Source organism: Roseateles chitinivorans, from assembly GCF_050632145.1.
GTDB classification, from domain to species: Bacteria; Pseudomonadota; Gammaproteobacteria; order Burkholderiales; family Burkholderiaceae_C; genus Roseateles; species Roseateles chitinivorans_B.
The window spans coordinates 4,243,927-4,268,916 of sequence record NZ_CP192577.1; the positions used below are offsets into that span (position 1 = coordinate 4,243,927).

Annotated in this window: 18 protein-coding genes and 2 pseudogenes; 11 read left to right on the plus strand and 9 right to left on the minus strand. The window is 70.6% G+C overall.

The window, feature by feature from the left end; translation table 11 throughout:
• Positions 1–54: 54 nt before the first annotated feature.
• Both ACQ86G_RS19495 and ACQ86G_RS19500 read right to left on the minus strand, forming a co-directional pair.
• Positions 55–3,816, minus strand: a complete 3,762-nt coding sequence (locus tag ACQ86G_RS19495) for an autotransporter outer membrane beta-barrel domain-containing protein (RefSeq protein WP_431256868.1) — start codon at positions 3,814–3,816, stop codon at positions 55–57.
• Between the two features lie 411 nt (positions 3,817–4,227).
• Positions 4,228–5,325, minus strand: coding sequence for a pirin family protein (locus tag ACQ86G_RS19500; RefSeq protein WP_431256869.1), 1,098 nt, complete (start codon positions 5,323–5,325; stop codon positions 4,228–4,230).
• Positions 5,326–5,604: 279 nt separating this feature from the next.
• Between ACQ86G_RS19500 and ACQ86G_RS19505 the strand changes: the two genes are divergently transcribed.
• The 4 genes from ACQ86G_RS19505 (at position 5,605) to ACQ86G_RS19520 (ending at position 12,458) form a co-directional block, all read left to right on the plus strand.
• On the plus strand, positions 5,605–7,533 hold the full coding sequence (locus ACQ86G_RS19505) for a diguanylate cyclase domain-containing protein (protein WP_431256870.1): 1,929 nt from the start codon (positions 5,605–5,607) through the stop codon (positions 7,531–7,533).
• 151 nt (positions 7,534–7,684) lie between these two features.
• The gene (locus ACQ86G_RS19510; protein ID WP_431256871.1) at positions 7,685–9,169 is read left to right on the plus strand and encodes an ATPase domain-containing protein; all 1,485 of its coding nucleotides are present in this window, start codon (positions 7,685–7,687) and stop codon (positions 9,167–9,169) included.
• Positions 9,166–10,824 carry an ATP-binding protein gene (locus tag ACQ86G_RS19515; protein ID WP_431256872.1) on the plus strand — a complete coding sequence of 553 codons (1,659 nt, stop codon included), beginning with the start codon at positions 9,166–9,168 and terminating at the stop codon, positions 10,822–10,824. Before ACQ86G_RS19510 ends, ACQ86G_RS19515 begins: the two co-directional genes overlap by 4 nt.
• An 83-nt stretch (positions 10,825–10,907) precedes the next feature.
• Positions 10,908–12,458 carry a hypothetical protein gene (locus tag ACQ86G_RS19520; protein WP_431256873.1) on the plus strand — a complete coding sequence of 517 codons (1,551 nt, stop codon included), beginning with the start codon at positions 10,908–10,910 and terminating at the stop codon, positions 12,456–12,458.
• Here ACQ86G_RS19520 and ACQ86G_RS19525 read toward each other — a convergent pair.
• Together ACQ86G_RS19525 and ACQ86G_RS19530 are read right to left on the minus strand one after the other, a co-directional pair.
• On the minus strand, positions 12,437–12,802 hold the full coding sequence (locus ACQ86G_RS19525) for a hypothetical protein (protein ID WP_431256874.1): 366 nt from the start codon (positions 12,800–12,802) through the stop codon (positions 12,437–12,439). The two genes, ACQ86G_RS19520 and ACQ86G_RS19525, sit on opposite strands and share 22 nt — an antisense overlap.
• Positions 12,803–12,822: 20 nt before the next feature.
• On the minus strand, positions 12,823–13,269 hold the full coding sequence (locus tag ACQ86G_RS19530; protein WP_431256875.1) for a hypothetical protein: 447 nt from the start codon (positions 13,267–13,269) through the stop codon (positions 12,823–12,825).
• A gap of 233 nt (positions 13,270–13,502) precedes the next feature.
• On the opposite strand from ACQ86G_RS19530, the pseudogene ACQ86G_RS19535 reads away from it, so the two are divergent.
• The 4 genes and pseudogenes from ACQ86G_RS19535 to ACQ86G_RS19550 form a co-directional block, all read left to right on the plus strand.
• Positions 13,503–13,811, plus strand: a pseudogene (locus tag ACQ86G_RS19535) (antibiotic biosynthesis monooxygenase family protein); the annotation flags it as partial.
• Between the two features lie 132 nt (positions 13,812–13,943).
• Complete coding sequence (locus tag ACQ86G_RS19540) at positions 13,944–14,324, plus strand: GNAT family N-acetyltransferase (protein WP_431261449.1); 381 nt, start codon at positions 13,944–13,946, stop codon at positions 14,322–14,324.
• A 27-nt stretch (positions 14,325–14,351) separates the two neighbouring features.
• Positions 14,352–14,999 carry a helix-turn-helix domain-containing protein gene (locus ACQ86G_RS19545; RefSeq protein WP_431256876.1) on the plus strand — a complete coding sequence of 216 codons (648 nt, stop codon included), beginning with the start codon at positions 14,352–14,354 and terminating at the stop codon, positions 14,997–14,999.
• Positions 15,000–15,042: 43 nt separating this feature from the next.
• Positions 15,043–16,272 (plus strand): hypothetical protein, encoded by a 1,230-nt coding sequence (locus tag ACQ86G_RS19550; protein ID WP_431256877.1) that lies wholly within the window; start codon positions 15,043–15,045, stop codon positions 16,270–16,272.
• Between the two features lie 21 nt (positions 16,273–16,293).
• Here the strand turns inward: ACQ86G_RS19550 and ACQ86G_RS19555 are convergent, their stop codons facing one another.
• From ACQ86G_RS19555 to ACQ86G_RS19565, 3 genes are all read right to left on the minus strand, one after another.
• Positions 16,294–17,571, minus strand: coding sequence for a hypothetical protein (locus tag ACQ86G_RS19555; protein ID WP_431256878.1), 1,278 nt, complete (start codon positions 17,569–17,571; stop codon positions 16,294–16,296).
• Complete coding sequence (locus ACQ86G_RS19560; RefSeq protein ID WP_431256879.1) at positions 17,568–17,714, minus strand: hypothetical protein; 147 nt, start codon at positions 17,712–17,714, stop codon at positions 17,568–17,570. The genes ACQ86G_RS19555 and ACQ86G_RS19560 overlap by 4 nt, the downstream gene beginning before the upstream one ends.
• Positions 17,715–17,919: 205 nt before the next feature.
• On the minus strand, positions 17,920–20,319 hold the full coding sequence (locus ACQ86G_RS19565; protein ID WP_431256880.1) for a TonB-dependent receptor plug domain-containing protein: 2,400 nt from the start codon (positions 20,317–20,319) through the stop codon (positions 17,920–17,922).
• 290 nt (positions 20,320–20,609) lie between these two features.
• Between ACQ86G_RS19565 and ACQ86G_RS19570 the strand changes: the two genes are divergently transcribed.
• A complete protein-coding gene (locus ACQ86G_RS19570) occupies positions 20,610–22,016 on the plus strand; it encodes an APC family permease (RefSeq protein ID WP_431256881.1) in 1,407 nt (468 codons plus the stop codon).
• On the opposite strand, the gene ACQ86G_RS19575 is transcribed toward ACQ86G_RS19570, so the two are convergent.
• Entirely contained in the window at positions 22,017–22,700 is a 684-nt protein-coding gene (locus tag ACQ86G_RS19575) for an O-methyltransferase (protein WP_431256882.1), read from the minus strand.
• 147 nt (positions 22,701–22,847) lie between these two features.
• On the opposite strand from ACQ86G_RS19575, the gene ACQ86G_RS19580 reads away from it, so the two are divergent.
• A complete protein-coding gene (locus tag ACQ86G_RS19580) occupies positions 22,848–23,573 on the plus strand; it encodes a TetR family transcriptional regulator (protein ID WP_431256883.1) in 726 nt (241 codons plus the stop codon).
• Here the strand turns inward: ACQ86G_RS19580 and ACQ86G_RS19585 are convergent.
• A pseudogene (locus ACQ86G_RS19585) lies at positions 23,551–24,782 on the minus strand (arabinose transporter). The gene ACQ86G_RS19580 and the pseudogene ACQ86G_RS19585 overlap by 23 nt on opposite strands.
• On the opposite strand from ACQ86G_RS19585, the gene ACQ86G_RS19590 reads away from it, so the two are divergent.
• On the plus strand, positions 24,685–24,963 hold the full coding sequence (locus ACQ86G_RS19590) for a hypothetical protein (protein ID WP_431261547.1): 279 nt from the start codon (positions 24,685–24,687) through the stop codon (positions 24,961–24,963). The pseudogene ACQ86G_RS19585 and the gene ACQ86G_RS19590 sit on opposite strands and share 98 nt — an antisense overlap.
• Positions 24,964–24,990: the final 27 nt, after the last annotated feature.

Sequence of the window (24,990 nt, forward strand, 5' to 3'; positions counted from 1 at the left end):
GGCCGCTCGACTCGGCGGCCCGGCGAGTGCATCGCCGGGCCGCCTTCCGATCCGTCAGAACGTGGCGATGGCGCCCAGCGTGAACGAGCTGTCCGTCCGGTTCTCCCGGGTCTGGCCGTTGATGCCGGCATAGAGGTAGCCGCCGGGCATGACCAGCCAGGTCCCCGTCAGTTCCGCGCGCAGGTATTGGCGACTGACCCGCGGCGCCTGGATCTGGATCGCCGTGCCGACCAGGCTCGCATCGACGAGCACGCGCCGCAGCGCGCCCGACTCGCGGCCCACGGCCAGGCGACCGCCGAAGGTGAAGCGCGAGGTGGCCGGATCCTTGTCCGGCGAGCCGATGCCCACGCCCAGCTCCATGCGGCCGCCGCCGGCCGACAGCTTGCCCAGATTCAGCGCGGCCAGCGATCCCGAGTCCTCGACCGTGGCGTCGCGCTTGACCCGCTGCGTCTCGACGCGCGCGTACGGCACCAGCCGCACGTTCTCGTAGTTCATCGCCGTGCGCACGCCGAGGCCGGCGAAGGCCTGGCGCGTGGAGGCGTCGGTCTTCAGCAGGCCCTGGCCCAGGCCGAACGCCGCCAGAGGATCGTCGCGGCTGCTGAGCGCCTTGCCGCCGCCGCCGCCGACCTGTCCGTCGACGATCAGGCCGGCGCCCAGGCCCAGCTGGCCGTACGCCATGCCGAGCGTGTCCTTCACCTCGCCGGTGCCGCCGCTGCCGGAGCTCAGCTTCTGGTTGGACTGCGACAGCGCCACGCCGAAGCCGTTGGTGCCGTCGTTCAGCACGTCGAAGCCGATCGTGATCTGGTGGCGATCGCGCGCGCGCGCCGACGACGAGGCGCCGTCCGCCGCCCAGCGGCTGCTGCCGCCGCTGTAGTCCACCCAGAGCCCGCGCTGCCGCGACTCCAGGGCGGCCACGTGGCGGGACACCGAGTCCTGCAGGCGCTGGCCGGCCGACGGCAGGGCGGCGGCGACGGCCCCGTGGATCTCGCCGCTGAGCGCGCGCATCGTGCCCGGGAGCGTCGCGTCGTCGAGCACGGCGACCGTGTTGGACAGGGTCGTCTGCGCCGGGGTGGCGGTGGCGGCGTCCTGCGCCGCCGACATCACGTCCAGCGCCGCGGCGACCGACTGCGTGTTCAGGTTGGCGCGCTGTGCCTGGGCGAGGGCCAGGTAGGCCGTCCGCACGACCAGCAGGTCGACGCCGTTGGCGGAATAGAGCGCCCGCAGCCGCGTGCCCGCCTGCAGTCCGGTGGGTTGCGAGAGGACGCCGAAGGTCGTCGCATCCAGCCCGCCCTGCGCGGTGACGATATGGAAACGCTCCCCCAGCGCCGGCACATACGGCGTGTAGGCGCCGAGACCGGAAATGCCGACGAGATTGACCGTGAGCTGCGCGCCGTTCGCGCTGAACTTGCTGCCGGCGCCCGTTAGCACCAGCTGATCGTGATGCCCCGCGCCGTTGCCGGGCGTCGCGCCGTTGATGTCGACTTCGAAGGTCGATCCGGGCGCCAGGCTGACGCTGGCGCCTACCGTCATCACGCCCGGGGAATTGCCCGGCGACAGCTTGCCGCCCGACGCGACCGTCACCGGTCCGGCGATCGCGCCGCTGCCTTGCAGCACAGCGCCGCTGCGCACGTCCACGCCGCCGGCCAGGCTGCCGTTCACGTGCAGCGTCGACGCGGCCAGGATGGTCAGGCCCGTGTAGGCCTGCGCGTTGCCGACGGTCCACTGCCCGCCGTTGAGCCGCACGCCGCCGCTGCCGCTGATCGCGCCGCTGAAGGACGCGGCCGTCGTGTCGATGGTCAGGGTCTTGCTGCCGAGCGCCACGCTGCCGCTGCCCGCGAGGGAGTGAACGCTGGTGCCGGCGCTGGTGCCGGAGATGTCCAGCGTGCCGCTGTTCGTGAAGGCGCCGGAGGTGGCGATGCTGCCCGCGCCCGAGAGCGCCAGGGTCGCGCCGCTGGCGACCGAGGTGGCGCCGGTGAAGGTGTTGACGCCGGACAGCGTCTGCGTGCCGCCGGCAACCGCCAGACCACCGCTGCCGGCGATCGTGCCCGCATAGCCGCCGCTGGCGTTGGACAGCGTCAGCGTCTGGGCGCCCAGCACGACTGTGCCGCCGCCGCTCAGGCCTTTCAGCGTCGCACCTGCCGTCGTCGCGGAGATGTCGAGGCTGCCGTCGTTCGCGAGTCCGCTGGATGCGGCGATGCTGCCCGCGCCCGAAAGCGCCAGGGTCGCGCCGCTGGCGACCGAGGTGGCGCCGGTGAAGGTGTTGACGCCGGACAGCGTCTGCGTGCCGCCGGCAACCGCCAGACCGCCGCTGCCGGCGATCGTGCCCGCATAGCCGCCGCTGGCGTCGGCCAGCGTCAGCGTCTGGGCGCCGAGGGCGACCGTGCCGCCGCCGGTCAGGCTTTTCAGCGTGGCACCCGCCGTCGTCGCGGAGATGTCGAAGCTGCCGTCGTTCGCGAGCCCGCTGGACGCGGCGATGCTGCCAGTACCCGAGAGCGCCAGGGTCGCGCCGCTGGCGACCGAGGTGGCGCCGGTGAAGGTGTTGACGCCGGACAGCGTCTGCGTGCCGCCGGCGACGGTCACGCCGCCGCTGCCGCCGATGACGCCGCCAAAGGTGTCTGCGGCATTGGTCAGGGTCAGGACTTGCCCGCCGAGCGCCACGGTCCCCGTGCCCGCCAGGCTGATCAGCGAGGCGCCGGCGCTGGTCCCGGCGATGTCGAACACGCCGTCGTTCACGAGCCGGCTCGAGGTGGCGATGCTGCCGGTGCCGGCCAGCGCCAGCGTGGCGCCGCTGCCGACCGTCGTCTGGCCGGTGTAGGTGTTGACGCCGGTCAGCGTGATCGAACCGCCCGCCGCGCCGGCGTTGACGAAGCTCATCGCGCCGGGCGTTCCGGCCGCCTGGTCGGACAGCACGCCGCTGAAGGTCGAGTTCAGGCCGTTCTGGTCGATCGTGCCGCCGGTGCCCTTGATCGCCAGGTTGGCGCTGTAGACGGCGTCGGCGACGTCGGCCCGCAGGGTGCCGCCGTCGAACACCGGATTGACGGTGCCGTTCACCAGGTCGGAGCCGGTCACCGTGCCCGACGTGATGTCCGGCGTGGCGGGCGGTGCGTTGGTGCCCGCCAGCGGATTGCCCGTGTAGGTCCCGATGGTGTTGGCCAGGAAGAAGTTCGGCGGGACGGCGAGGTCGTTCCAGTTGTAGTCCGCGAAGCTGACCTTGTAGCTCCCCGTCGTCGCGATGTTGAAGGTCGTGGTGAGCCAGGGCGTGACGCCGTCCGCCGTGTCGAAGAGGTAGGCCACGTACGTGTTGGGCGACGGACCGGCCGTGTCCCCCGGCCCGCCCGCCCGGGCCAGCGACTCGATGTACTCCAGGCCGTTGCCCGACAGCGAGAAGAGCGCGCCGTCATTGAAGCCGTGATCGGTGACGTTGAGCGCCCAGGAGAACGAATACGTCCCGGCGTTGAGCGTCATCGTCTGCGTCAGCACGGAGAAGTTGGTGACGCTGCCGCCGAAGTTCGGGTTGTGGTTGAGCAGCGCGTCGACGGTCCCGTTGGTCAGCCCCAGCGCGGAGTCCGCGGCGGAGGCCCCGTTGATGGTGCCGGAGACCGGCGTCAGCCGCCACATGCCCTGGCCGGTCGGCGGCGTCAAGGTGAACGGCGTGCCCTTGCTGGTCGTCGTGAACGGCGTCGTCTGGTAGGTGACGTTGTTGCCGACGCCGGTCCAGCCGGTGGAGAAGTCCAGGGTGGTCTGCGCATGGGCCGCGCCGGGTAGCGCGCCGAAAGCGCCGAGGGCGCCGAGGGCGGCGAGGTACAGCAGGTTCAAGCGCGGAAGCTGTCGTTGCCGGCGCATGGTGCGCACCGCAACGGCAGTGAAAGACGGCCGCGAGCGGCTCAGGCAAAGACTGTCACCCATGAGGCATCCCCTATGTTCAATGGTTTGAGTCGGCCGACTCGGATCCCCTGAGGCGCATCGCCTCATCCGCGCTGGCGGATGACGTACTGCGTATGCATGGACTCGGAGATCTCTCGGGCCGTGACGGCAATCAGTCTTGCATGAACCTTTGATTCGGCTCCCCGGAAAAGACCGATGAACAAGGTGGTATGCGCTGAATTGCCGAAAATCAAATGAACGGCCATGAACGGGCTGCTCGCAAAGCAACAGCGCCGGGAGCGCCGCGGCGCGCCTCCCCCATAAGGGGGTCAGGACTTGTGTCGGCCGGCGGCCCGGGACGCTTCAGTCCTGCGACGGCGGCCGCTCCGTCCGCCCGTCCGCATGCCGCGCGAAGCGGTCTTCCTTGTCGCCGTGCACGGGCGCTGGATCCGGCCACGGCCAGCCGCCGAACTCGGTGCGGCGGTAGTCCTCGAAGGCCTGGCGCAGCTCCTGCTCGGTGTTCATGACGAAGGGGCCGTACTGGGCCACCGGCTCGCCGATGGGGCGGCCCTGCAGCATCAGCAGCTCGGCGGGTTCGTCGCCGTTGACCAGGGCGACCGCGGCCCCCGCACGCACTTCGACTGACGAACCCACCGGCACGACCTGTCCCTCGATCGTGATCCTGCTGCCGGCGAAGAAGTACAGCTTGCGGCGCGTGCCGTCGCCCAGCGCCGCGGGCAGTGTCCATTGCGCGCCGGGCGCCAGGCGCAGCGTCCACATCGCCAGGTCCGAATGCAGCCGCGCGCCCCACGAGTCCGGCGGCGGCGCCAGCGGCTTGGTGCCGTGAGCCCCATGCGCCTCGTGGGCGCCGCCCAGGGCGGAGGCGGGCAGGTCACCGGCGATCACCGCCACCTCGGTGGCGCGCCCGGCCTCGTCGACGAAGCGGTGTCGCGGGATGTCCTGCGACCAGAACATCGTGAAGTGCGGCTCGACCATCTTGCTGTCCGCCGGCAGGTTGAGCCAGATCTGGAACAGCTCCAGCGGGTTGGATCGGTCATCGTGCAGCAGCGGGAACATTTCCGCGTGGACGATGCCCTTGCCAGCCGTCAGCCACTGGACATCGCCGCCGCCGAACCGCGCCGCGGCGCCCAGCGAATCGGAATGGTCGATGCGGCCCTGGCGCACGATGGTCACCGTCTCGAAGCCGCGGTGCGGGTGGGCGGGGAAGCCGGGCACCTGCTGGCCGTGATACATGCTCCAGCCGTCCTTGCGGGAGAAGTCCGAGCCCATCTGCCGGCCCGCCAGCAGCGTCGCGTCCGGTCCGTGGCGGCCGTTGCCACGCGGATAGGCGTCATCGTGGTGGACGCAGAACAGGAAGGGGTCGATCGTGTCCCAGGGCATGCCCAGCGGCTGGACGGAGACGACGGGAGAGGCGGGCGAGGCGGACGGATCGGTGGTCATGGTGATTCCAGGTTGTCCCCGCACCCTAACCTCATCCGGCAGTCCTTGGAGGGGGCGGCCCAATTTTCGCGGTGCCATGAGCGGGTCATGAGCGGCCATCACCCGAGCCCCCCGCCGGCGACGCGACGCCCGTCGTCAGGGCAATCCCCGTCGGGGGACGCCCTACACGAGCTTCAGTCAGTCCTGGATGGCGCGCCGCGGGGCGCGGACGTACAACGTCCGCTCGGACCATGCACGGGCGTTCCCCCGGCGATGCGTCCGCCGGGAGGACGCCTAGCCATGCAACATCAACGCGCGATCGTCAGGAATTCATTGACCCGCCTGCGCCGTGGGCTGGTCGCCGGCAATCTGATGCTGGGGCTGATGCTGTGTCTGGCCGTCGGATTGAGCCTGCGCAACGCCCGCGAGGGCGACGAGGAGGCGGCGCGGCTGACCGCCGAGAACCTCGCCACCAGCATGAGCAGCGAGGTGGCTGCGGAACTCCGCCTCATCGACAACGCCTTGGCCACGGTGGCCGAGCGGTATGCGAAGACGTCCCGCGAGGCGGACCGTCCCGAAGTCCTGTCCCAGATGGTCGCCGAGCAGCGGGTGCTGCTGAAGCATGTGAGCGCGGTGCGCGTGGTCGACGCGGCCGGGGACGTGGTGTCGGAGGAAGGCGCGCCCGCCACGGCGATCCACCTCGGCGACCGGTCCTACTTCGAGCGCGCCAGGGCCCGCGACGCCACCGTGGTGTCCGAGCCGCTGCTGAGCCGCGTGGCGGGGGACTGGTGCATCGTGGTCGCGCGCCGGCTGATCAATGCCGACGGGGGATTCGACGGCGTCGTGCTGACGGAGGTGACCTCGGAGCATTTCGCGGAACATTTCGCCGGGATGGCGCTCGGGCGCTCGGGCGCCATGTCGATGCGCATGAACGACAACTTCCTGCTGGTGGCCCGCCATTCGGCGTCGGAGCCCCGCTCGCTCAAGGGGCTGGGCGAGGCCACCGTCTCCCGGGCCCTGCGCGACAACATCCGGCGCGACGCGGCGCAGGGCTGGTACGTGACGCCGACGGCGCTGGACCAGGTCGAGCGCATCACCGCGTACCACCGCGTGCCGGGCTACCCGTTCACCGTCTTCGCCGGCCTGAGCACCGGCGAGTACCTCGGGGCCTGGTACCGCCAGGCGGCCGAGCTCTGCGCCCTCGTGGCGCTGATGATCGCCCTGGTCGGCAGCGTCTCCGTGCTGCTCTACCGGGGCCAGAAGCGTGAGCATGAAGGCCGCCTGGCCGCGGACCGCACCGCGCGCGAGCAGTCGCTGATGCTGGAGAACGACCTGGTGGGCATGGTGCGGCTTCGCTCGCGCGTGATCCAGTGGGACAACCGCGCCCTCGAGCGCATCCTCGGCTACGGCCCGGGCGAGATGCGCGGCATGTCGATGCGCGATCTTTACCTGGACCAGGCCACCTTCGACCACATCGGCCGGGCCGGCTACGGCGCGCTGCGCGCCGGCGAGCGCTTCCGCACCCAGGTGCAGATGCGCAGGAAGGACGGGTCCGCGCTGTGGATCGACCTGAGCGGCATGCTGGTCTCCGAGGAAGAGAGCCTGTGGATGCTGATGGACATCGACGCGCTCAAGCAGAGCGAGGAGAAGGCCTACGGCATGGCCTTCCGCGACGCCCTGACCGGCCTGCCGAACCGGCGCCTGTTCGAGGAGAAGCTCGCCGACGCGCAGGCGACCGCGCTGCGGGCGGACGCGGGGATCGCGGTCTGCTACCTGGACCTGGACGGCTTCAAGCCGGTCAACGACCGCCACGGGCACGAGGCCGGCGACGAGGTGCTCCAGGCGGTCGGCGCGCGGCTGCAGCAGACCTTGCGCGCCAACGACATCGTGGCCCGCCTGGGCGGCGACGAGTTCGCGATCGTCCTGGTCGCCAGCAGTGACGTCGGTGCCGCGCGCGCCGTGCTCCAGCGCTGCCTGGCGGAGATCGAGCGGCCGATCGAGGTCGCCGGCGGCCACCGGGTCACCGTGAGCGCGAGCATCGGCATCGTGCTGGCCCGGGGATCCTGCGACCTGGCCGCGGTCATGCGGGGCGCCGACGAGGCCATGTATGCGGCCAAGCGCGCCGGCAAGGGGCGCATCCAGATCGGATCGGTCGCTTCGCCGGACGCCTCGTCCGCGGTGAGGCCCCTCGTGGCCGGGTCGTCCGGGCGATCGCTGCTCGTCGCCTGACGACGGGCCCGCGCGGGGGGGCCGGCACCGCCTCCAGGGCCACCCCACCGGGCAGGATCGGAAATTGCCACGGCGCGGCATCCGACCTCCCCAGATCGCCCCCACAGGCGCCCGGCGAGAATGGCCCGACTTCACTCGCACCGCCTCGCCCATGTCCCCACCCCGCAGCTCCACCGGCATCGCCGGCCTCGACGACATCCTTCAAGGCGGTCTGCCTCCTGGGCATCTCTACCTCTTCGAAGGGGAGCCCGGCACCGGCAAGACCACCCTGGGCATGCACTTCCTGCTCGCGGGCCTCGCGGTCGGGGAGTCAGGCCTGTACGTCACCCTGTCCGAGACCGGGACCGAGCTGAAGGAGGTCGCCAAGTCGCATGGCTGGAATCTCGACCAGCCGGGTCTGGAGGTCTTCGAGCTGGTCAGCGCCGAGCAGCTCGGCCCCGAAGCCGAGCAGTCCATCATCCATCCCGCCGAGCTGGAGCTGAACCAGACCGTGCAGGGCGTGATGGCGCGGATCGAGGCGACCCGCCCCAAGCGCGTCGTCTTCGACAGCCTGTCGGAGATGCGCCTGCTGGCGCAGGACCCGCTGCGCTACCGCCGCCAGGTGCTGGCGCTGAAGCACTTCTTCGCGCACCACGACTGCACCGTGCTGATGCTCGACGACCTGAGCGCCGCCACCGGCGACATGCAGCTGCGCAGCATCGCCCACGGGGTCGTGTGGCTGCAGCAGATCGTGGGGGAGTACGGCGCCGACAAGCGCTTCCTGCGCGTGGCGAAGATGCGCGGCATCGGCTTCCGCAGCGGGGAGCACGACTTCACGCTGAAGACCGGCGGCCTGGAGGTCTTCCCGCGCCTGATCGCGGCCGAGCACCACAAGGCCTTCCTGCCCGAGAACGTCAGCAGCGGCAACGCCGCCTTCGACGCCGCGCTGGGCGGCGGGCTGGCGCGCGGCAGCAACACGCTGTTCGTCGGACCGTCCGGCGTCGGCAAGACCACCACCGCCATCGCCTGCGTCCACGCGGCGCTGCGGCGCGGCGAGCGCGCCGCCTACTACCTGTTCGACGAAGGCCTGGGCACGCTGCTGCCGCGCGCGAAGACGCTGGGCTACGACCTGCAGGGCTACATCGACGACGAGCAGTTCCTGCTCAACGCCCTGGATCCCGCGGAGGTGACCGCCGGCGAGTTCGCGGCGCGCGTGAGGCGTTCGGTCGAGGAGGACGGCGCCCGCACCGTGGTGATCGACAGCCTCAACGCCTACCTCCAGGCGATGCCGGGCGGCAAGTTCCTGATGCTGCAGATGCATGAGCTGCTGACCTACCTCAACCAGCGCGGCGTGATGACCATCCTGGTGCTGGGCCAGCACGGCATCCTCGGCCAGGGACGGATCGACATCGACCTCAGCTACCTCAGCGACGCGGTCGTGCTCTTCCGCTATTTCGAAGCCCGGGGCAACCTGCTCAAGGCGGTCTCGGTCGCCAAGAGCCGCACCAACAAGCATGCCAGCACGATCCACGAGTTCCGCCTCGGCGAAGGCGGCGTGGAGATCGGCGTGGCGCTGACGGACTTCGAAGGCGTCGTGTCCGGCGTCTCGCGCTACGCCGGCGACATCGCGCTGCTGAGCGATCACGACGCTGAATGAACGGCCCGTTCGAATCCCGCGTGATCATCCTGGCGCCGTTCGGCCGGGATGCCCAGGTGATCGCGGAAGTCGTGACCGGGATGGCGCCGGCGCACCCCGTGCACACGCCGGAACAGCTGCTGGCGGCGCTGAACGAGGGCGGCGCGGCGGCGGTCGTCACGGAGGAGGCCCTGTCGATCGCGCCGGGCAGTCCGGTGCACGTCTGGCTGGGCCGGCAGCCGCCGTGGTCCGACTTCCCGTTCGTGGTCCTGACCAGCAAGCGCACCGGACGGCGACCGCCCAACGCGGCCACCTCGCTGCACCTGATGGGCAACGTCATCCTGCTGGAGCGGCCGCTGAGCCCCGACACCCTGCAGACCGCGGTGGAGGCCGCCGTGCGCGCCCGGGCGAGGCAATACGCGAACCGGACCATGCTCGCCGAGCTGGCGCTCGCGCATGACGCGGTGGAGCGGCTGAACCGCGAGCTGGAGGATCGCATCGACAGCCGCACCCGCGAGCTCTCGATGGCCAACAACCGGCTCATGAACGAGATCGCCGAGCGCGAGCGGGCGCAGGCAGCGCTGCTGCAGGTCCAGAAGATGGAGGCCATGGGGCACCTGACCGGCGGCATCGCCCACGATTTCAACAACCTGCTGCACGTCATCGGCACCAACCTCGACCTGCTGGCGCGGCTGGACTGCCCGCCGCCGGCCGGCCGGATCGTGGAAGGCGCGCGGCGCACGGTGCGGCGCGGCGCGCGGCTGACCGAGCAGCTGCTGTCCTTCGCCCGCAACCAGTCGCTGGTCCCGCAGGCCACCGACATCCACGCCTCGATCAACGACATGCAGGAGCTGCTGCTGACGTCGGTCGGCTCGCGCGTGCACATCGACCTGGCGCTGGCGCACCCGCGGCCGGTCGTGCTGCTGGATCCGAACCAGCTGGAGATGGCCGTCCTCAACCTCGCGCTGAATGCGCGCGACGCGATGAAGGAGGGCGGCACCATCGTCATCAGCACGCAGGAGGCCGAGTGCGAGCGCGAGGGTCAGGTCGTGCCCGGCGTCCGGGTGACGGTGGCCGACAGCGGCGCCGGCATCCCGCCGTCCATCATCGAGCGCGTCTTCGAGCCCTTCTTCACCACCAAGGCGATGGGCAGCGGCACGGGCCTGGGCCTGGCGCAGGTGTACGGACTGGCGAAGCAGTCCGGCGGCCAGGTGGGCATCGAGAGCGCGCCGGGGCAGGGGACGCAGGTGCACCTGACCTTCCCGCTGGCCACGGAGACCCTGGCGGAGGAGACCGAGGTCGACCGGTCCAGCCTGCTCACGGCGAGCCAGGACATCCTGGTGGTGGAGGATGACGACGAGGTGCGCCATTCCATCATCCAGAGCCTGGAGCTGCTGGGTCACCGGGTGACCGCGGTGTCGAGCGGCGCGGAGGCGCTGCTCAGGCTCGACCAGCGCCAGCCCAGCCTGCTGATCGTCGACTACGTGATGCCGGGCATGAACGGGGGCGAACTGATCCGCCGCGTGCAGGACGCCTGGCCGACGATCCCGATCATCCTGGCCACCGGGTATGCCGACATGGACAAGGTCGGTCAGGTGCTGGGCGCGAGGTCCATCCTGAAGAAGCCGTTCCGCGTGGATGCGCTGGCCGAGGCGGTGCACCTGGCGGTGGCCTGAACGCAGGGGAACGGCGTCTGGCTCGCCCTTCCCTGAAGCGGGAGCCCGTAATATCCGCGCTCCTCGTGACTCGACGCCTCCCTGTGCAGCCGCTCGTCCTTCCGCCTCTCGCGTTCCTGCCGCGCCACCGGCTCACCGACAACGCGCGCGCCGGCTTTCTCTTCCGACGGGACCGGCTGTTTCGAAGCTGCACGGCACAAGAGCAGCGCCTGCTGATCGCGTTGGCCGACGCGTTCGACGCGGACGAGGCGCCATCGCGGGCCCCGGGCCTCATCGCCTGGCTGACCGCCGCGCAGGACGAATTCCCATCGGATGTCCTGTTCGGCGTGGTGCATTTCCTGCGCGTGCTTCCCGTGCAGGGGGCGTTGCGGGAGTCGGGTCTGGGCTCGCCTCTCAGGGAGCACCTGTTCGAGAAGGCGCTGGTGTGCGCCGAAGACACGCGCATTCCGGCATCGCGCCGCCATGCTGCGTTGAAACGAGCCGCGCTGTGGTCCTGGGAACTGACTGGTGAAGGCGGCGGTCGCGATGGGGTTCGTTTGCACGGTCTGTGGGCGTGGCGGATCGTGCTGGGGTTGCTGGACGAGGATCCGGCGGCCGGGCTGGCGGTCTTCGACGAGCATTGGACCGGAGACGTCGCGCCGAAGCTGATGAGCCCTCTGGACTTGCACGGGGAACCGGACCTTGCAGGGCGTCTTGCCCTGAAGCTGCGCCCGCACAGGCCTGGCCCGGCGGCATCGCTCATGGCGGACGCCCTGTCCGACGGCGCGTTGCGCCTGAGTCGAGAGCGCAATCAGGGCCCGACCCCTGAAACGCTCCAACGCAGTGTTGATGCTGCCGGCGCCATTCTGGCCGACTGGGTACTCGCCGACGGGCTGCTCGAACCGCAGGTCGCGGTGGCGGCGATTCTCAAGCTGTTCGAGTTCGGCGATCCGTCCTCGGATCATTGGCGGCGGTTGCCCGGTCGCGTCATGGCGTTGCTCCAGGAGGATTTCCCGGAACGGCGACGCCTGGAGGCCGGCGCGCTGATGAGCGTGATCCTTTACGCGTCGCCTGGAGATCCTCTGGCTGTCAGGGCGACGGGAATGCTGGACGCCATGGCGGCCGGTTTCCTGAAGGACATCGACCAGGTGTCGTTCGGTGGGGCGTCACAGCTGACGATCTTCCTCGACGACACGGTGGGTGTCCTCGAAGACACCGTGGTCAGTCGCCGCAATCGCCGCGTGCCTCTGCCGCGCGACCACGCGGTGCTCACGATGATGGACGCACGGCTCGACGAACTGATGTCGGCGCGGGTGGCCTCACGCCCGGCGCTGGCCCTGAGCTATCGCGTCGCGCTGGCCCGGACCGCTCCGCACGAGGTCCTGGTCCGCAAGCATCATCGGTTGTTGCGGGAGGAATTCGAGATGCTGGCGCGGGCGTTTCCAAAGGAAGCCGGCGTGGCGCTGCACCGCGTCATCACCTACTGCGGCTACAGCCAACTGCACGATCAGGCCTACAGGCACGATCTCTGCGCGGAGTCGTTCGAGCTGCTGATCCCGTTGCTGGCGGCGATCTCGCCGGAGGACGCCGCATTCGCGCGTCAAGGTATCGGCTGGAACATCCGCGACCACGGCTACGACCACGGCGACGAATGATGAATCAGGACGCCGGGTCGAAGAAGAACACGCGCAGCTCCTGCTGGCAGCGGCAGGCCTTGGCGATGCGCGCGGCCCAGTCGACGGCCGCCTCGCGCGAGGGCAGTTCCAGAACGCAGAATCCGCCGTTGAGCGGGGGGCCCAGGGGTAGCCCCGTCAGCGACCGAGCCGTCACCGGCGACCAGCACGGGCGGGACGCTCTCGTCGATGCCGCCGCCGAAGACGTAGACACCGGCGACCTTCGCCTCCTCGATCACGGCATGCGAGTCGCGGACCACCGCGTCCCATTCGCCGTCGGGGACGACCATCGCGGCGCTGGGGAAGGAGATCAAGTACTTGGCCATGGGGGCTCCCTTTCAGATGTTCACTGTCGGGCTTCAGGTCCGGGAGCCGCGTCTTCCAGGGGGCTCCCGACCGGCGCGTCGTTCCGTTCCCTGGCCCAGAACTCCACCAGGACCGTCATGCCGATCCAGACGAGGAGGGTGGGACGGATCTTGTCGGGGATGGGCTCCGGGCTGCGCAGCAGCAGGCCCATGATCTCCGGGAAGGTCGCCGCATAGAACAGGGCCAGCAGCGAGTAGGCCAGCCGGTGCCTGCTGGAGGAGATGTAGAGCACCGTGACGACCACGCCCGCGAGCGACGTGAGCAGCACGCCGAACTGCCAGGCGTTGAGCTTCTCGGTGCCCGAGAGCACGAAGCCCAGCACCGCGCCGAAGAACATGTTCATGCCGTTGAGGTTGGCCTGGTACTCGCCGCTCGACATGCGGCCCAGGCCGGTCCGTGCGAGCACGCGTTGCATCTTTCCGTCCACGTGGGGTCCTCCGCGCTGTTGGAGGCACGATCATGCCGAAGAACGGAGCGGGGGCCATCGGGGCTTGCGAGAGAGGGACCGGCGTGGCGCGGCCCGTCAAGGCCTCGTCGAGGCCCCGCGTCATGGCGTGCCACTTCGGATGCAGAATGCGCGCCGCAGTCCTGCGCGGCTGACGAGGCCAGCGGGCCTCCGCCACCCGCAGTCCCCCGCTCTCCGCCACCTCGAATCGACCCGTGTTCACTTCCACCTTCACGTTCCACAAGGGCGAGTACGACGCCGATTTCCATGCGCTGGACAACGCCATCGCCGAGATGGCGAAGGCTATCCCCGGCTACCTCGGCGAGGAGAGCTGGGAGAACCCCGCGCTGGGACTCATCACCAACGTGTACTACTGGGAGTCGATGGATGCGTTGCGGCAGTTGATGGCGCATCCGCTGCATCTCCAGGCCAAGCAGCAGCACGAGCGTTGGCTCAAGGGCTACCAGGTCGTCATCGGTGAGGTCGTCCGCATGTACGGCAGCCTGGACATCCATCCGCTGGCCGGGCGTCGCGTGTCGCCAGCCCAGGCGGGCCCCGCCCAGGTACCACCGGCACAGGTTCATACGGGACAAGCGGATGCGCCTGCGCCAGGCACGCTGCATCTCTCCACGGACAAGGCCGCGCTGGATGTCGACATGATCCACGCGTTCCTCGCGGAGGAGTCGTCGTGGGCCCGCGGCATCCCACGGCAGGTCGTCGAGCGGTCCATCGCGCATTCGCTGTGCTTCGGCGGATTCATCGACGGTCGGCAGGTGGCCTTCGCCCGGGTGATCTCGGACTTCTCGACCTTCGCGAACCTGGTCGATGTCTTCGTCCTCCCGGCGCATCGCGGCCAGGGACACAGCAAGCGCCTGATGGCGGCGGTGATGGCGCATCCCGATCTCCAGGGACTGCGTCGATTCACGCTGGCCACGGGGGACGCGCATGGGCTCTATGCGCCGTTCGCCTTCACGCCGCCGTTGAAGCCGACGACACTGATGGAACGCTACTTCCCGGGCATGTACGAGTCGGCCTAGGGAGAAAGAGAGGTTGGACGAATGACGATGGCGATCTCCGTTCACCGCGCCTTCGAGCGGATTGCACGCCATCGTCACGACGAAGGCTATGTCGCGCTGGTCCTCGCCGGCGGCTACGTGGAAGCCGGCGATCGCGGCCGGCTGCGCGTCGAGGCCGGCCAGGCCGTGTTCCACGGCGCGCACGAATCGCACCAGAACGAGTTCTTCCGCGCCGGCGCCCGCGTGCTGAATCTGCCGGCGATCGGGCGCGATGTCGGCGATGCCTTCGGGCAGGTGGACGATGTCGACGCGATCGCCCGGCTCGCCGAGCGCGATCCCCGCGAAGCCGCGGCGCTGCTGACGCAGGCATTCCGCCCGTCGGCTGTCCGGCTCAACGACTGGCCGGACCTGTTGGCCGCGGCGCTCGCGGCGGATCCGAATCTCGGCCTCGCCGAGTGGGCCGACACCATGGGCATTGCGCCGCAGTCGCTGAGCCGGGGCTTCCACCGCGCCTATGGCATCGCGCCGAAGCGCTACCGCCTGGAGCTGCGCACGCTGCAGGCCCTGCGCCGACTGCCGGGATGGCAGGGATCGATGGCGACGCTCGCGGCGGAGACCGGTTTCGCCGACCAGGCGCACCTGACGCGCGCCGTCGTCGCCCTGACGGGACGGACGCCGACGCGCTGGCTGGGTTAAGTCCGTTCAAGAACGTCCGGCTCGGCGTGCCTACGATCGAGGCATGCAACGACGAACCTTCCTGACCACGCCGCTCGTCGCGCTGCCCACGGCGCGACTGGCCACCCCACTGATCGCTTCGGTGGCGTCCCTGCGCGCCGCCGACGCACGCGCTGCCCAGGCGAGCCCCCATCGCACGCGATGGCGGGTGAGATCCTCGGAGGGCTTCGATGCGATCGCCTTCCTCGGACCGCTGTCGGGCACGCCGCTCTACCTGGACTTCTACGGCGACGACGCCGCCGCCTTCGCGCCGCGCCTGCCCGACGCGGTGCGCAACGATGTGGCGAGCCTGTGGAACGACGCGACGAAGGACGGTTTCGGCCTGCTCGGCCCCAACCTGCAGGTGCTGTTCTCGGCCAACGGCCACGATGCGACGATCGCCACGCTGCTGGCGGCGCTGCGGTCGCGGCAGACGGCCATCCTGCCGAGCTACAAGGCCAGCAGCTACTGGAGCGAGGAGGACTGGGCCTGGTTCGATCGCGCGGCGCCCCGGATCGACGCGATCTTCAGTGCGATGCAGCGCGCCGGTTTCGCGGCGTTCCGCCGGGAGCGGATCGGCCAGGACCTCGACCAGCGCGTCGCCGAGGTGCAACGGGCGCTGGCCGGCTTCGACGTGATCTCCTGGCAGGAGAAGCTGACCGGCCGGACCTTCGATCCCGGGATCCAGATCGTGCTGCTCCAGTTCTCCAAGCCGCACGGGATCAAGGTGCAGGGACAGACCTTCCTGCAGGCGGCCGACTACGACACCGCGACCACGGTGCGGATCGCCGCCCACGAGATGCTCCATCCGCCGCTGCCGATGGACGGCGCGGCGGCGACCGCTGCGCTCGCGGCGTTCGGTCGCGACCCGTTGATCACGTCCATCGTCCGCGACCACGATCCGCGCTGGGGCTACACGACGCTGAAGGGCCTGGTGGACGAGGACCTGTGCCAGGCCCTGGACCAGTTGATCAGCGAGGCGCTGGGCGTCGCGCGCAATCCCGCGGACCGCTGGCGCAAGTCGGACGACGGCATCCACGTGATCGCCGCCGGCCTGTACGGACTGCTGCGGCAGGATCGATGGGTGGAGAAGGGCGGATCGATCGAGCGATGGCTGGCCGGCGCCGCTGCCGACGGGCGGCTCGACCCGGCGGTGTTCCATCCGGTGGCGGCGCGGGTGCTGGAACGGCCAGTCGATGCGCTGTGGCCCGTGGCGCCGTCGGTGCCAGCGAGGAGCGCGTCGGCTGCCGGCTGATCGGCCCCGCGCGCGGGGCGCTCAACGCTCGCGTTCCTTTTCCTTCTCTCTTTCCTTCTCCTTCTCGGCCTTCTCCCGTTCGCGCGCTTCGTCCTTCTTCGCGTCCTTGTCCTTGGCGTGCTGCCTGTCGTGCTCACGCTCCCGGGCCTGTTCCTCTCGACGACGATCTTCCGGATGCGCGGCGTCGCGCGCAGGCGGCGCGACGGCGGTCGGTCGCTGCGCCTCGGCGGCCGCTTCTCGATGGCGCGCGGCATCGCGCTCGCGAGCCACCTCGTGATCACGCGCCGCGTCACGCTGGCGTTCCTGCTCCAGCTGCCGGTCGCGCTCATGCTGCGCATGGGCCGGATCCGGCATCGGTGGAACAGGCGGCGTCGCTGCGTTCGGTGCCGGCATCGGCGCCGCCCGGTTCATCTGTTCTCGCTGCTGTTGCTGTTGCTGTTGCTGTTGCTGTTGCTGTTGCTGTTGCTGCGCGGCCGGCGATGACATCTGCCCCGGCGGGATCGCGCGGGGTTGCTCAGGCGCAGGCGGCAGCGCCGATGCATGCGGGGGCTGTGCCGATGGCGGACGGCCTTGGCCCTGCATCGGGATCGGCGTCGCGTTCACCGGCACGGGCGCGGGCGCGTGGACCTGGGCCGGCAGCGCGGCCGCGAGATGCGCGGCGGCGGGGACCTCGCCCTGGAACGCCTTGCCGTTGGCCGTCGAGTTCGCGGGCGCCACGATGGTGACGTTCGTGATGTTGGTGACGTTGCGAACGTTGTTCACGGTCGTGGTGTTGTTGGTCACCGAGTTGTTGACCACGGTCTGATGGACCTGGGTGTTGTGCTGGATGCGCATGCCGACGTTGGTCACCGGCGGCGCGCTGACCACCACGGCCGGCGGCGTACCGATCGGCGCCGGCACGATGAGACCGGGCCGCGACCCCGGCGGTGGCGGCACGAACACGCCCATCGGCCCCATCGGCCGTGCGCCGCCGCCGAGGGCGACCTCGATGCTGAGATGCAGCCCCGGAGGCGGCGGCACGAAGCCCACGCCATGTGCCGCCCAGAAGCCGGAGACGAACACGACAGCGCCGTCGCGATGCTCGTAGTAGGGCTGGACCCAGACGTAGTCCGGTCGCGGCGGCGAGGACCACCGCCCCGCACACCAGACCCAACGCCCTTGCCAGCCCCAGTAGCCGCCGGTCCAGACCGCGCCGGGATATGGCGGCGGCGGCGGCACCTCGACCAGCATCGGCGGCGGCGCGACATCGACGAAGACCGGCTCCGGCTGGACCAGCGGCGGCTCGACATAGACGCTCACGACCGGAGCGGGGGCGGCATCGGGGCCCAGGCCGGCGGCGCGCGGTAGGACGCATCGGCGTGGACCACGGTGTGCGACGGGGCGACGCAACCCGCGAGGAGGGTCGCGACGGCGACGGCGGTCAGGCACAGGGAGTGGCGCATGGTGATCGGCGGTTGACTGCGATGCCGGGCCAACGGCGCCGCAACCCCAGCCGTTGACGCGTTTCCGGCCCATCCGTATCAGCATGTCAGGCCGATCAAGACGGCATCACGAGCGCCTCAGCGTGGAGTCATGCAGGCCTGATGAACGCGTCGACAAGTCGCTGCTGCCGCGTGATTCACGGGGTCTGAACAGTCCCGCGAACACTCAGAAAAGCAGCTTCGCCCGCGCGTAGTAGTACGCCCCGTTGAACCCGACCGGCGACAGCACGTCGTACGGGAAATTGCCGAAGTACGCGATGTCGGAGGTCGAGCGGCTCGGGTACCGGTCCGTCGCGTTGATCGTGCCGACGCTGAGGCTCAGCGCACGCGTCGCCTGCCATTGCGCCTCCAGGTCCAGCTGCCAGACCGGCGCGTAGGTCTGCGACGGCACGAAGCCGTCGCCGAAGTCGAAGACCCGCGTCGTGCTGCCGTGGCGCGTGACGCGACCCAGCAGCGACCAGGCGCCGCCGCGCCATTGCGCCGTCAGGATGTGGCGCTGACGTGGCGCGGCGTCGGTCAGCGTGTTCAGCTCCTCCAGGCCCACGGTCGCGTCCGCGTGCGGGCGCACCGTCGTCCTGCTGAACGAGGCCGCCCACGACAGCCGCAGCTCGCCGCCGAGGGCTGCCCCGTTCCACTCGGTCACCAGGTCCGCGCCGCGGGTGCGTGTGTCCAGCGCGTTGGTGAAGAAGTTGACCCCGTCGATGCCGGGCACGCCGAAGAGCGATTCCAGCGTCTGTGAGAGCCCGTCGCCGCTGACGCGCTGCGACAGCGTGACGCGGTCCTTGACGCGGATCGTGTAGGCGTCGAGCGTCGCCGACCAGTGGCGGTCCGGCTGCCAGGTCAGGCCGAGGCTCGCGTTGCGCGAGCGCTCCGCCTTCAGGTCCTGGGCGCCCAGGTAGCGCGCGATCGGATCGTCCACCGGCAGCGTGCGGATCTGGCTGAGCGCGCCGCCGTCGCCGCGGTCGGTCACCGTGAAGCTGAAACCGCGTTGCGCGAGCGAAGGCGCGCGGAAGTTGGTCGACACCGCGCCGCGCAGCGCCACGCCCTCGGCGAGCGCCAGGCGAGACGACAGCTTGGCCGTCGTGGCGTTGCCGAAGTCGCTGTAGTGGTCGTGGCGCAGCGCGGCTTCCGCCTGCCAGTCGCGGGTGAGCGAGGCGCTGAGGTCGACGTAGGCGCCGATCACGCGGCGCGACAGTCGGGCCGCGTCGCCGGCCTGAAGCCCCGGACCGGCCTGGGCGCCGGCGGGGCCGTCGAACGGTCCGACCGCGTAGGACGCCGCGTCGCCCGCGCCGGTGACGAAGCGCTCGTGACGACCGTCGAGACCGGCGGCCAGGGTGGCCGGGCGGCTCAGGCCGGGGATCGTCACGGACCGCGTCAGATCGAGATTGACCGTCGTCAGCCGCGTGCCGAAATCGCCCAGGTGGAACGCGGTCGGACTGGCCGGGCCGAGCGAGGTGTTCAGCGACTGCCGCACGCCGTAGTCGAAGTCGTTGCGGCCATGGTCGAGCGAGAGGTCGTAGTCCCAACCGGCCCAGTCGCCGCGCAGGCCCGCGACGAGCTGCTGATCGCGGTTGTCGCCGGTCGTCTGCGGCCGGTAGCCGTCCGGATAGACGCTCCTGAGGTTGGCGAAGCTGTCCGGATAGCGGTAGTACGCCGCGCCGGTCGAGCGTCGCTGCTGCCAGGTGCCGAAGGCGTAGAGCTGCTGCTGCGGCGTGAGGTCGACGGCCCCGTTGAAGAAGGCCTGCCACTGGCGCGTGGCCGGCTCGCCGGCGGCGTAGTTGCGCTGTCCGACGGTGGCGAGGTTGTCCGGCGTCGGGTCCTCCCACGGCGGCAGCTGGTCGAGGCCGCTGCGGTTGGTCGCGTGGCGGTGCAGGCCCTCGAGGCCGGCGCGCAGGAAGCCGCGCTCGCCGAGGGCCCAGCCCTGCGACACGCTGGCCGACTGCGTCTGGCCGTCGTTGATCGTGCGGTCGGTAGGGGCGAAGCTCGTGTGGAAGAGGCCGGCCTCGGTGCTGAGCTCGCCGCCGCCGCGGCGCTCGTCGAGGATCACGTTGACCACGCCCGCGATCGCGTCGGAGCCGTACTGCGCGCCGGCGCCGTCGCGCACGACCTCGATGCGCTGCACGGCGGCCAGCGGGATGGTGTTGAAGTCGACGGGGTTGGTGCCCTTGCCGGTCTTGGACTCGAGGTTGACGAGCGCCGAGGTGTGACGGCGCTTGCCGTTGACGAGCACCAGCACCTGGTCCGGCGACAGGCCGCGCAACTGCGCCGCGCGCACGTGGTCCGCGCCGCCGGAGTTGGACTGGCGCGGGAAGTTGAACGACGGCAGCAGCGCCTGCAGCGAGGCGGCGAGCGTGCCGTCGGGGCCGGCGGCGCGCAGCAGGTCCTCGCGGGAGAGCACGTCCACGGGCACCTGGCTGTCCGCGAGCGTCCGGTCGCGGGCGCGCGTGCCGGTGACGAGCACGGGGCTCAAGGAGTCCGGCGATGTCGCGGGCGCCGGCTGTGCGAGGGCGCAGACGCTGCCCGTCAGGGTCAAGGCGGCGAGGGCGGTGTGGCGAAGCTTCAGCATGGGCAAGCGGGAGAGGCGGTGAGAAGGGCGCCGGTCGGGCTCCCTCTCCCGCTTGCGGGAGAGGGCGGGGTGAGGGCCCGCGGCCGCGGCAGACAACGAGGGCGGTCAACGAGGGCAGTCGAGCCGTCAGCCTATCGGTGCGCAGGCCGCAAACCCGCATTCCGCTTCAGACGACTCCCTCATAAGCTCATGCCGTCGCGTGGTCACGACGAAGTCCGCCGCGCGGCCTGGACCGTCGGTAGCATCGCGCGTCCCCGTCCCCGTCCCCGTCCCCGTCCCCGTCCCCCACCATGCCCCCGTCCGTTCCTGCCGGCATTCCCGCCGGCGATCCTTCCGGCGCGTCACCCCAGCGCATCCTCGACGTCCGCCACGCGATGGCGCTGTGCATCTGCATGGTGGTCGGCGCCGGCATCTTCAAGACCTCGCCGATGGTGGCGCAGTTCCTGGCGACACCCGACCAGCTCTACCTCGCCTGGGCGCTCGGCGGCGTGCTGTCCTTCGTGGGCGGGCTCTGCTTCGCGGAACTCGCGGCGGCCTTCCCGGATGCCGGCGGCGATTACCACTTCCTGCGCCGCGCCTTCGGCGCGCGGCTCGGTTTCCTGTTCGCGTGGTCGCGTTTCGCGGTGATCCACACGGGCTCGATGGCCTTGCTCGGGTTCGTGTTCGGGGACTACCTGGCGCAGGTGGTCGACCTCTCGCCGTGGCTCGGCGAGTACGTCAGCGCATGGCTCGCGGGTGGGCTCATCGTCGCGTTGACGGGGCTCAACCTGCTCGGCGTACGCGTGGGACTGGGCACGCAACTCGGACTGACGACGCTCGTCATCGGCGGGCTCCTGCTGCTCGGCGTCAGCGCAGGCGTGCAGCAATGGCAAGGACTGGCACCGGCCACGCCCGCCCCACCGGGCGGCGGGGCTGGCGCGCTCGGCGCGGTGGGTGGCGCGACCGTCTCCTGGGGCACGGCGATGGTGTTCGTGTTCCTCGCCTACGGCGGCTGGAGTGACGCCGCCACGCTCTCCGCCGAGATGAAGGACCCGCGCCGCGGCATCGTGCGCGCGCTGCTGCTGGGCCTGGGCACGGTCACGGCGCTGTACCTGCTCGCCAACTGGGCTTACGTCCGCGTGCTCGGCCTGGGCGGACTGGCCGCGAGCGCGGCGCCGGCGGCCGAGTCGATGCGCGTGGTGTTCGGCCGCGGCGCGGAACTGGTCATGGTCGGCGTGGTGACGCTGACGGCCCTGTCGGTGATGAACGCGATCCTGATCGCCGGGCCGCGCACCACCTATGCCGCGGCGCGCGACCTGGCGGCGGAGCTGCAGCTCGCGCGCTGGGATGCCGATCGCGGCACGCCCACGGTGGCGGTGATCGCCACCAGCGGCATGGCGCTGGCGCTGGTCGCGTTCGGCGCGGCGACGCGCGGCGGCTTCTCGACGATGGTCGACTACCTGTCGCCGGTGTACTGGTGCTTCATGACGCTCAGCGGCCTGGCGGTGCTGGTGCTGCGCCGCCAGGCACCTGCGCATCCGCGGCCGTTCCGCGTGCCGCTGTACCCGGTGCTGCCGCTGGTCTTCGTCGGCTGCAGTGCGTACGTGCTGTGGTCCAGCGTGGTCTACGTCAGCTCGGGCGCCGTGGTCGGCGTCGCCGTGCTGGCGGCCGGGGCGCTGCTGCTGTGGAGCTACGGGCGCCTGCGCCGGCGGCCTTGATCAGCCCAGTCTGAGCGACACCTCCACGTCCTCGCCGAACGGCAGCGACAGGTAGCCGCCGTCGGCGGCGCGGATGCGCTTCAGGTAGTCGGGGCTGTAGTCGACGTTGTCGGCGATGACGATCGCGCCGGGCCGCAGGCGGGGTTCCACCAGGTCCAGCACGTCGTCGTACAGCGACTTCGCGCCGTCGAGGAGCAGCAGGTCGATCGACGCCGGCAGGCCGTCGCGCAGCGTCTGGAGCGCGTCACCCGCGCGGAAGTCCACCAGGTCGCTCAGGCCGGCCTCGGCCACGTGCGCGCGTGCCTGGGCCACCTTGGACGGCTCGAACTCCGTGGTGATCAGCAGCCCGCCGCCGTTGTCGCGCAAGGCCGCGGCCAGGTGAAGCGTCGACAGCCCGAAGGACGTGCCGAACTCGACGACGTTGCGTGCCCCAGCGTGCCTGGCCAGCAGGTAGAGGAGCCGGCCGGTCTGTGGCGACACCGGCAGCCAGAGGTCCTTGAGCTGGCCGTAGAACTGCAGGTACTCCGTCTTGCTGCGCATCAGGCGCTCGCGTTCGGCGCGCGGGATCGCCGCCGCCGCGGGGCTGGTCGCCGCCTCCGCCTGCGCGAACAGGCGGGTCAGCAGCGGCGCCACGGGCGCCGTGGTCAGCGTGATCGATGAGGTCAAGGAGATCGATGGGGTCATGGTGATGGTCGGGTTGTGGGGGAGGTTGTGAGCGGCCGTGATCGGCTCCTCACCCCGGGTTGAATACGATCAATCCGTCGTGTTTTTAGAATACGATTGATCCGTCGCATTCGCTATTCGCATTCCAGCCGCCACCGCCACCTCGCCATGTCCACACGCAAACCGCCCCAGATCTCCTCCCGGAAGCTGCCTCAGCAGGCCCGTTCGACCGACCTCGTGGCCGCCATCCTTCAAGCGGCCATTCAGGTTCTGGAGACGGAAGGCGCGGCGCGTTTCACCACGGCGCGGGTCGCGGAGCGGGCGGGGGTCAGCGTCGGGTCCGTCTACCAGTACTTCCCGAACAAGGCGGCGATCCTGTTCCGGCTCCAGACCGATGAGTGGCAGGCGACCACGCAGACCCTCCGCCGCATCCTGGAGGACGGGAGGCGGCCGCCGCTGGAGCGCCTGCGGGTGCTGGTCCTGGCCTTCCTCAAGTCCGAATGCGAGGAGGCCGGCATGCGCGTGGCGCTCAATGACGCGGCGCCGCTGTACCGCGATGCGCCGGAGTCGCAGGCGGCCCGATCGGAAGTGACGCTGACGATGCAGGCCTTCATGGAGGAGGCCGTGCCCGGGGCGGGTGCCGCGGCCCGCGCATTGGCGGGCGATCTGATCCTCACGACCTTGAGCGTGGTGGGTCACGACTTCTCGGCCAGTCCGAGGACGGCGGCCGAGATCAAGGCCTACGCGGGCGCCCTGGCGGACATGCTCTGCGCCTACATCGGCACCTTGAACACCGCTCCGGCGGCAACGTCGAAGGGAGCCCCGAAGGTGAATCCGAAAGCGAATGCAGCGGCGGCTCCGAAGGCGGCGCTCAGCCGCCGCCGGCCGGCCTGAGGGCGACGCGGGGCTTCGCCATCAGCAGCGCCAGCGCCACCAGTGCGGAGGCCGCGACGGTCACCGCGGCGGCCAGATAGACCGCGTCGACCGAGTAGGCCCGCGCGAGCGCGCCGGCTGCCGGACTGAGCAGGCCCAGCGAGACGTCGAGGAAGGCCACGTACGCGCCCATGGCCAGGCTGCGTGCCTGCGGCGGGGCGCGGCGCACGGCTTCCACGCCGAATCCCGGGAAGGCGAGCGAATAACCGAAGGCCGTCAAGGCCGTGCCGGCATAGGCGACGGCTGCGCTGTCCGCCTGCCAGATCACCAGCAGTCCGACCGCCTCGATGAGCACGCAGACGAGCGCCACCTTGGCGCCGCCGATCTGGTCGGGCAGGTGGCTGAAGAGGACGCGTGCGCCGATGAAGGCGACGCCGAACGCGGTGAAGGCGAGCGACGCGTCGCCCCATTGTTTCGAGACGAAGAGCAGCGCGATGAAGGCCGTGATCACGCCGAAGCCGGCGCTGCACAGCGCCAGGCCCAGCCCGGGGCCGCTGACGGCGGCGAGCACGGCGTAGAACGGCGTCCTGCGGCCGGCCGCGGGCGGCACGGTGGGCGCGCGGGTGATGACGAGCACGCCCAGGATCGGGATCACCAGCACGGCGGCGCAGATGCCGGCGAAGCCGCGGCTCGCGTTCAAGGCGACGCCCAGCGGGGCGCCGATGGCATACGCGCCATAGATGGCCGTGCCGATCCACGCCATCACCTTGCCGGCGTTCTGCGGTCCGACGAGGCCGATGCCCCAGCCCATGGCGCCGGTGACCAGGAGGCTCTCGCCGACCGCCAGCACCAGGCGTCCCGCGACGAGCACCCAGACGGCGAGCGTCGGTTGCGTCGGGAAGCTCAGCGAGACCAGGTAGACAAAGCCCGAGACCGCCGCGAGCACGAGGCCCAGGCGGACGGCGCGATGGGTGCCGCGGAGGTCGGCGAAGTTGCCGGCCCAGGCGCGGGACAGCAGCGCCGCAGCGAACTGCGAGCCGATGACGAGGCCGACCACCAGCTCGTCCATGCCCAGCGTCCGGTGCACGTGCAGGGGAGGACGGGCAACTGGATGCCGATCGTGAGGAAGCCGATGAAGACGGTCAGTGTCAGCGGCAGCAGCCGCAGGAAGATGTCGGCGCCGGACGGCCCGGAGGCGTCGCCGCGCGATGCGTCGATGGAGCGGTTCATGGTCGTGTGCGAAGAGGGGATTCGGACGCCGCTGCCTGGAAAGGAGGTCCAGGCGACGACGAAATGCGATGGATTGATCGCATTGAAGAATACGAGGGATCCGTCGTATTCCCTATTCGCATTTGCTGGCGGCGGAGCGCTGGGGCGCGCATGCGCCGCGAACCCGTCGATCCGTCTCTGAACCGAGGGGATCGCGCGGGCGGCGCGC

What these genes read in the sequence shown, in the direction of transcription:
- ACQ86G_RS19505 (WP_431256870.1), top strand. Translation starts at nt 5,605, where the DNA reads ATGCAACATCAACGCGCGATCGTCAGGAATTCATTGACCCGCCTGCGC.
- ACQ86G_RS19510 (WP_431256871.1), top strand. Translation starts at nt 7,685, where the DNA reads ATGTCCCCACCCCGCAGCTCCACCGGCATCGCCGGCCTCGACGACATC.
- ACQ86G_RS19545 (WP_431256876.1), top strand. Translation starts at nt 14,352, where the DNA reads ATGGCGATCTCCGTTCACCGCGCCTTCGAGCGGATTGCACGCCATCGT.
- ACQ86G_RS19565 (WP_431256880.1), bottom strand. Translation starts at nt 20,319, where the DNA reads ATGCTGAAGCTTCGCCACACCGCCCTCGCCGCCTTGACCCTGACGGGC.
- ACQ86G_RS19590 (WP_431261547.1), top strand. Translation starts at nt 24,685, where the DNA reads ATGAAGACGGTCAGTGTCAGCGGCAGCAGCCGCAGGAAGATGTCGGCG.
- ACQ86G_RS19570 (WP_431256881.1), top strand. Translation starts at nt 20,610, where the DNA reads ATGCCCCCGTCCGTTCCTGCCGGCATTCCCGCCGGCGATCCTTCCGGC.
- ACQ86G_RS19525 (WP_431256874.1), bottom strand. Translation starts at nt 12,802, where the DNA reads ATGGCCAAGTACTTGATCTCCTTCCCCAGCGCCGCGATGGTCGTCCCC.
- ACQ86G_RS19575 (WP_431256882.1), bottom strand. Translation starts at nt 22,700, where the DNA reads ATGACCCCATCGATCTCCTTGACCTCATCGATCACGCTGACCACGGCG.
- ACQ86G_RS19580 (WP_431256883.1), top strand. Translation starts at nt 22,848, where the DNA reads ATGTCCACACGCAAACCGCCCCAGATCTCCTCCCGGAAGCTGCCTCAG.
- ACQ86G_RS19515 (WP_431256872.1), top strand. Translation starts at nt 9,166, where the DNA reads ATGAACGGCCCGTTCGAATCCCGCGTGATCATCCTGGCGCCGTTCGGC.
- ACQ86G_RS19550 (WP_431256877.1), top strand. Translation starts at nt 15,043, where the DNA reads ATGCAACGACGAACCTTCCTGACCACGCCGCTCGTCGCGCTGCCCACG.
- ACQ86G_RS19500 (WP_431256869.1), bottom strand. Translation starts at nt 5,325, where the DNA reads ATGACCACCGATCCGTCCGCCTCGCCCGCCTCTCCCGTCGTCTCCGTC.
- ACQ86G_RS19540 (WP_431261449.1), top strand. Translation starts at nt 13,944, where the DNA reads ATGATCCACGCGTTCCTCGCGGAGGAGTCGTCGTGGGCCCGCGGCATC.
- ACQ86G_RS19560 (WP_431256879.1), bottom strand. Translation starts at nt 17,714, where the DNA reads ATGCGCCACTCCCTGTGCCTGACCGCCGTCGCCGTCGCGACCCTCCTC.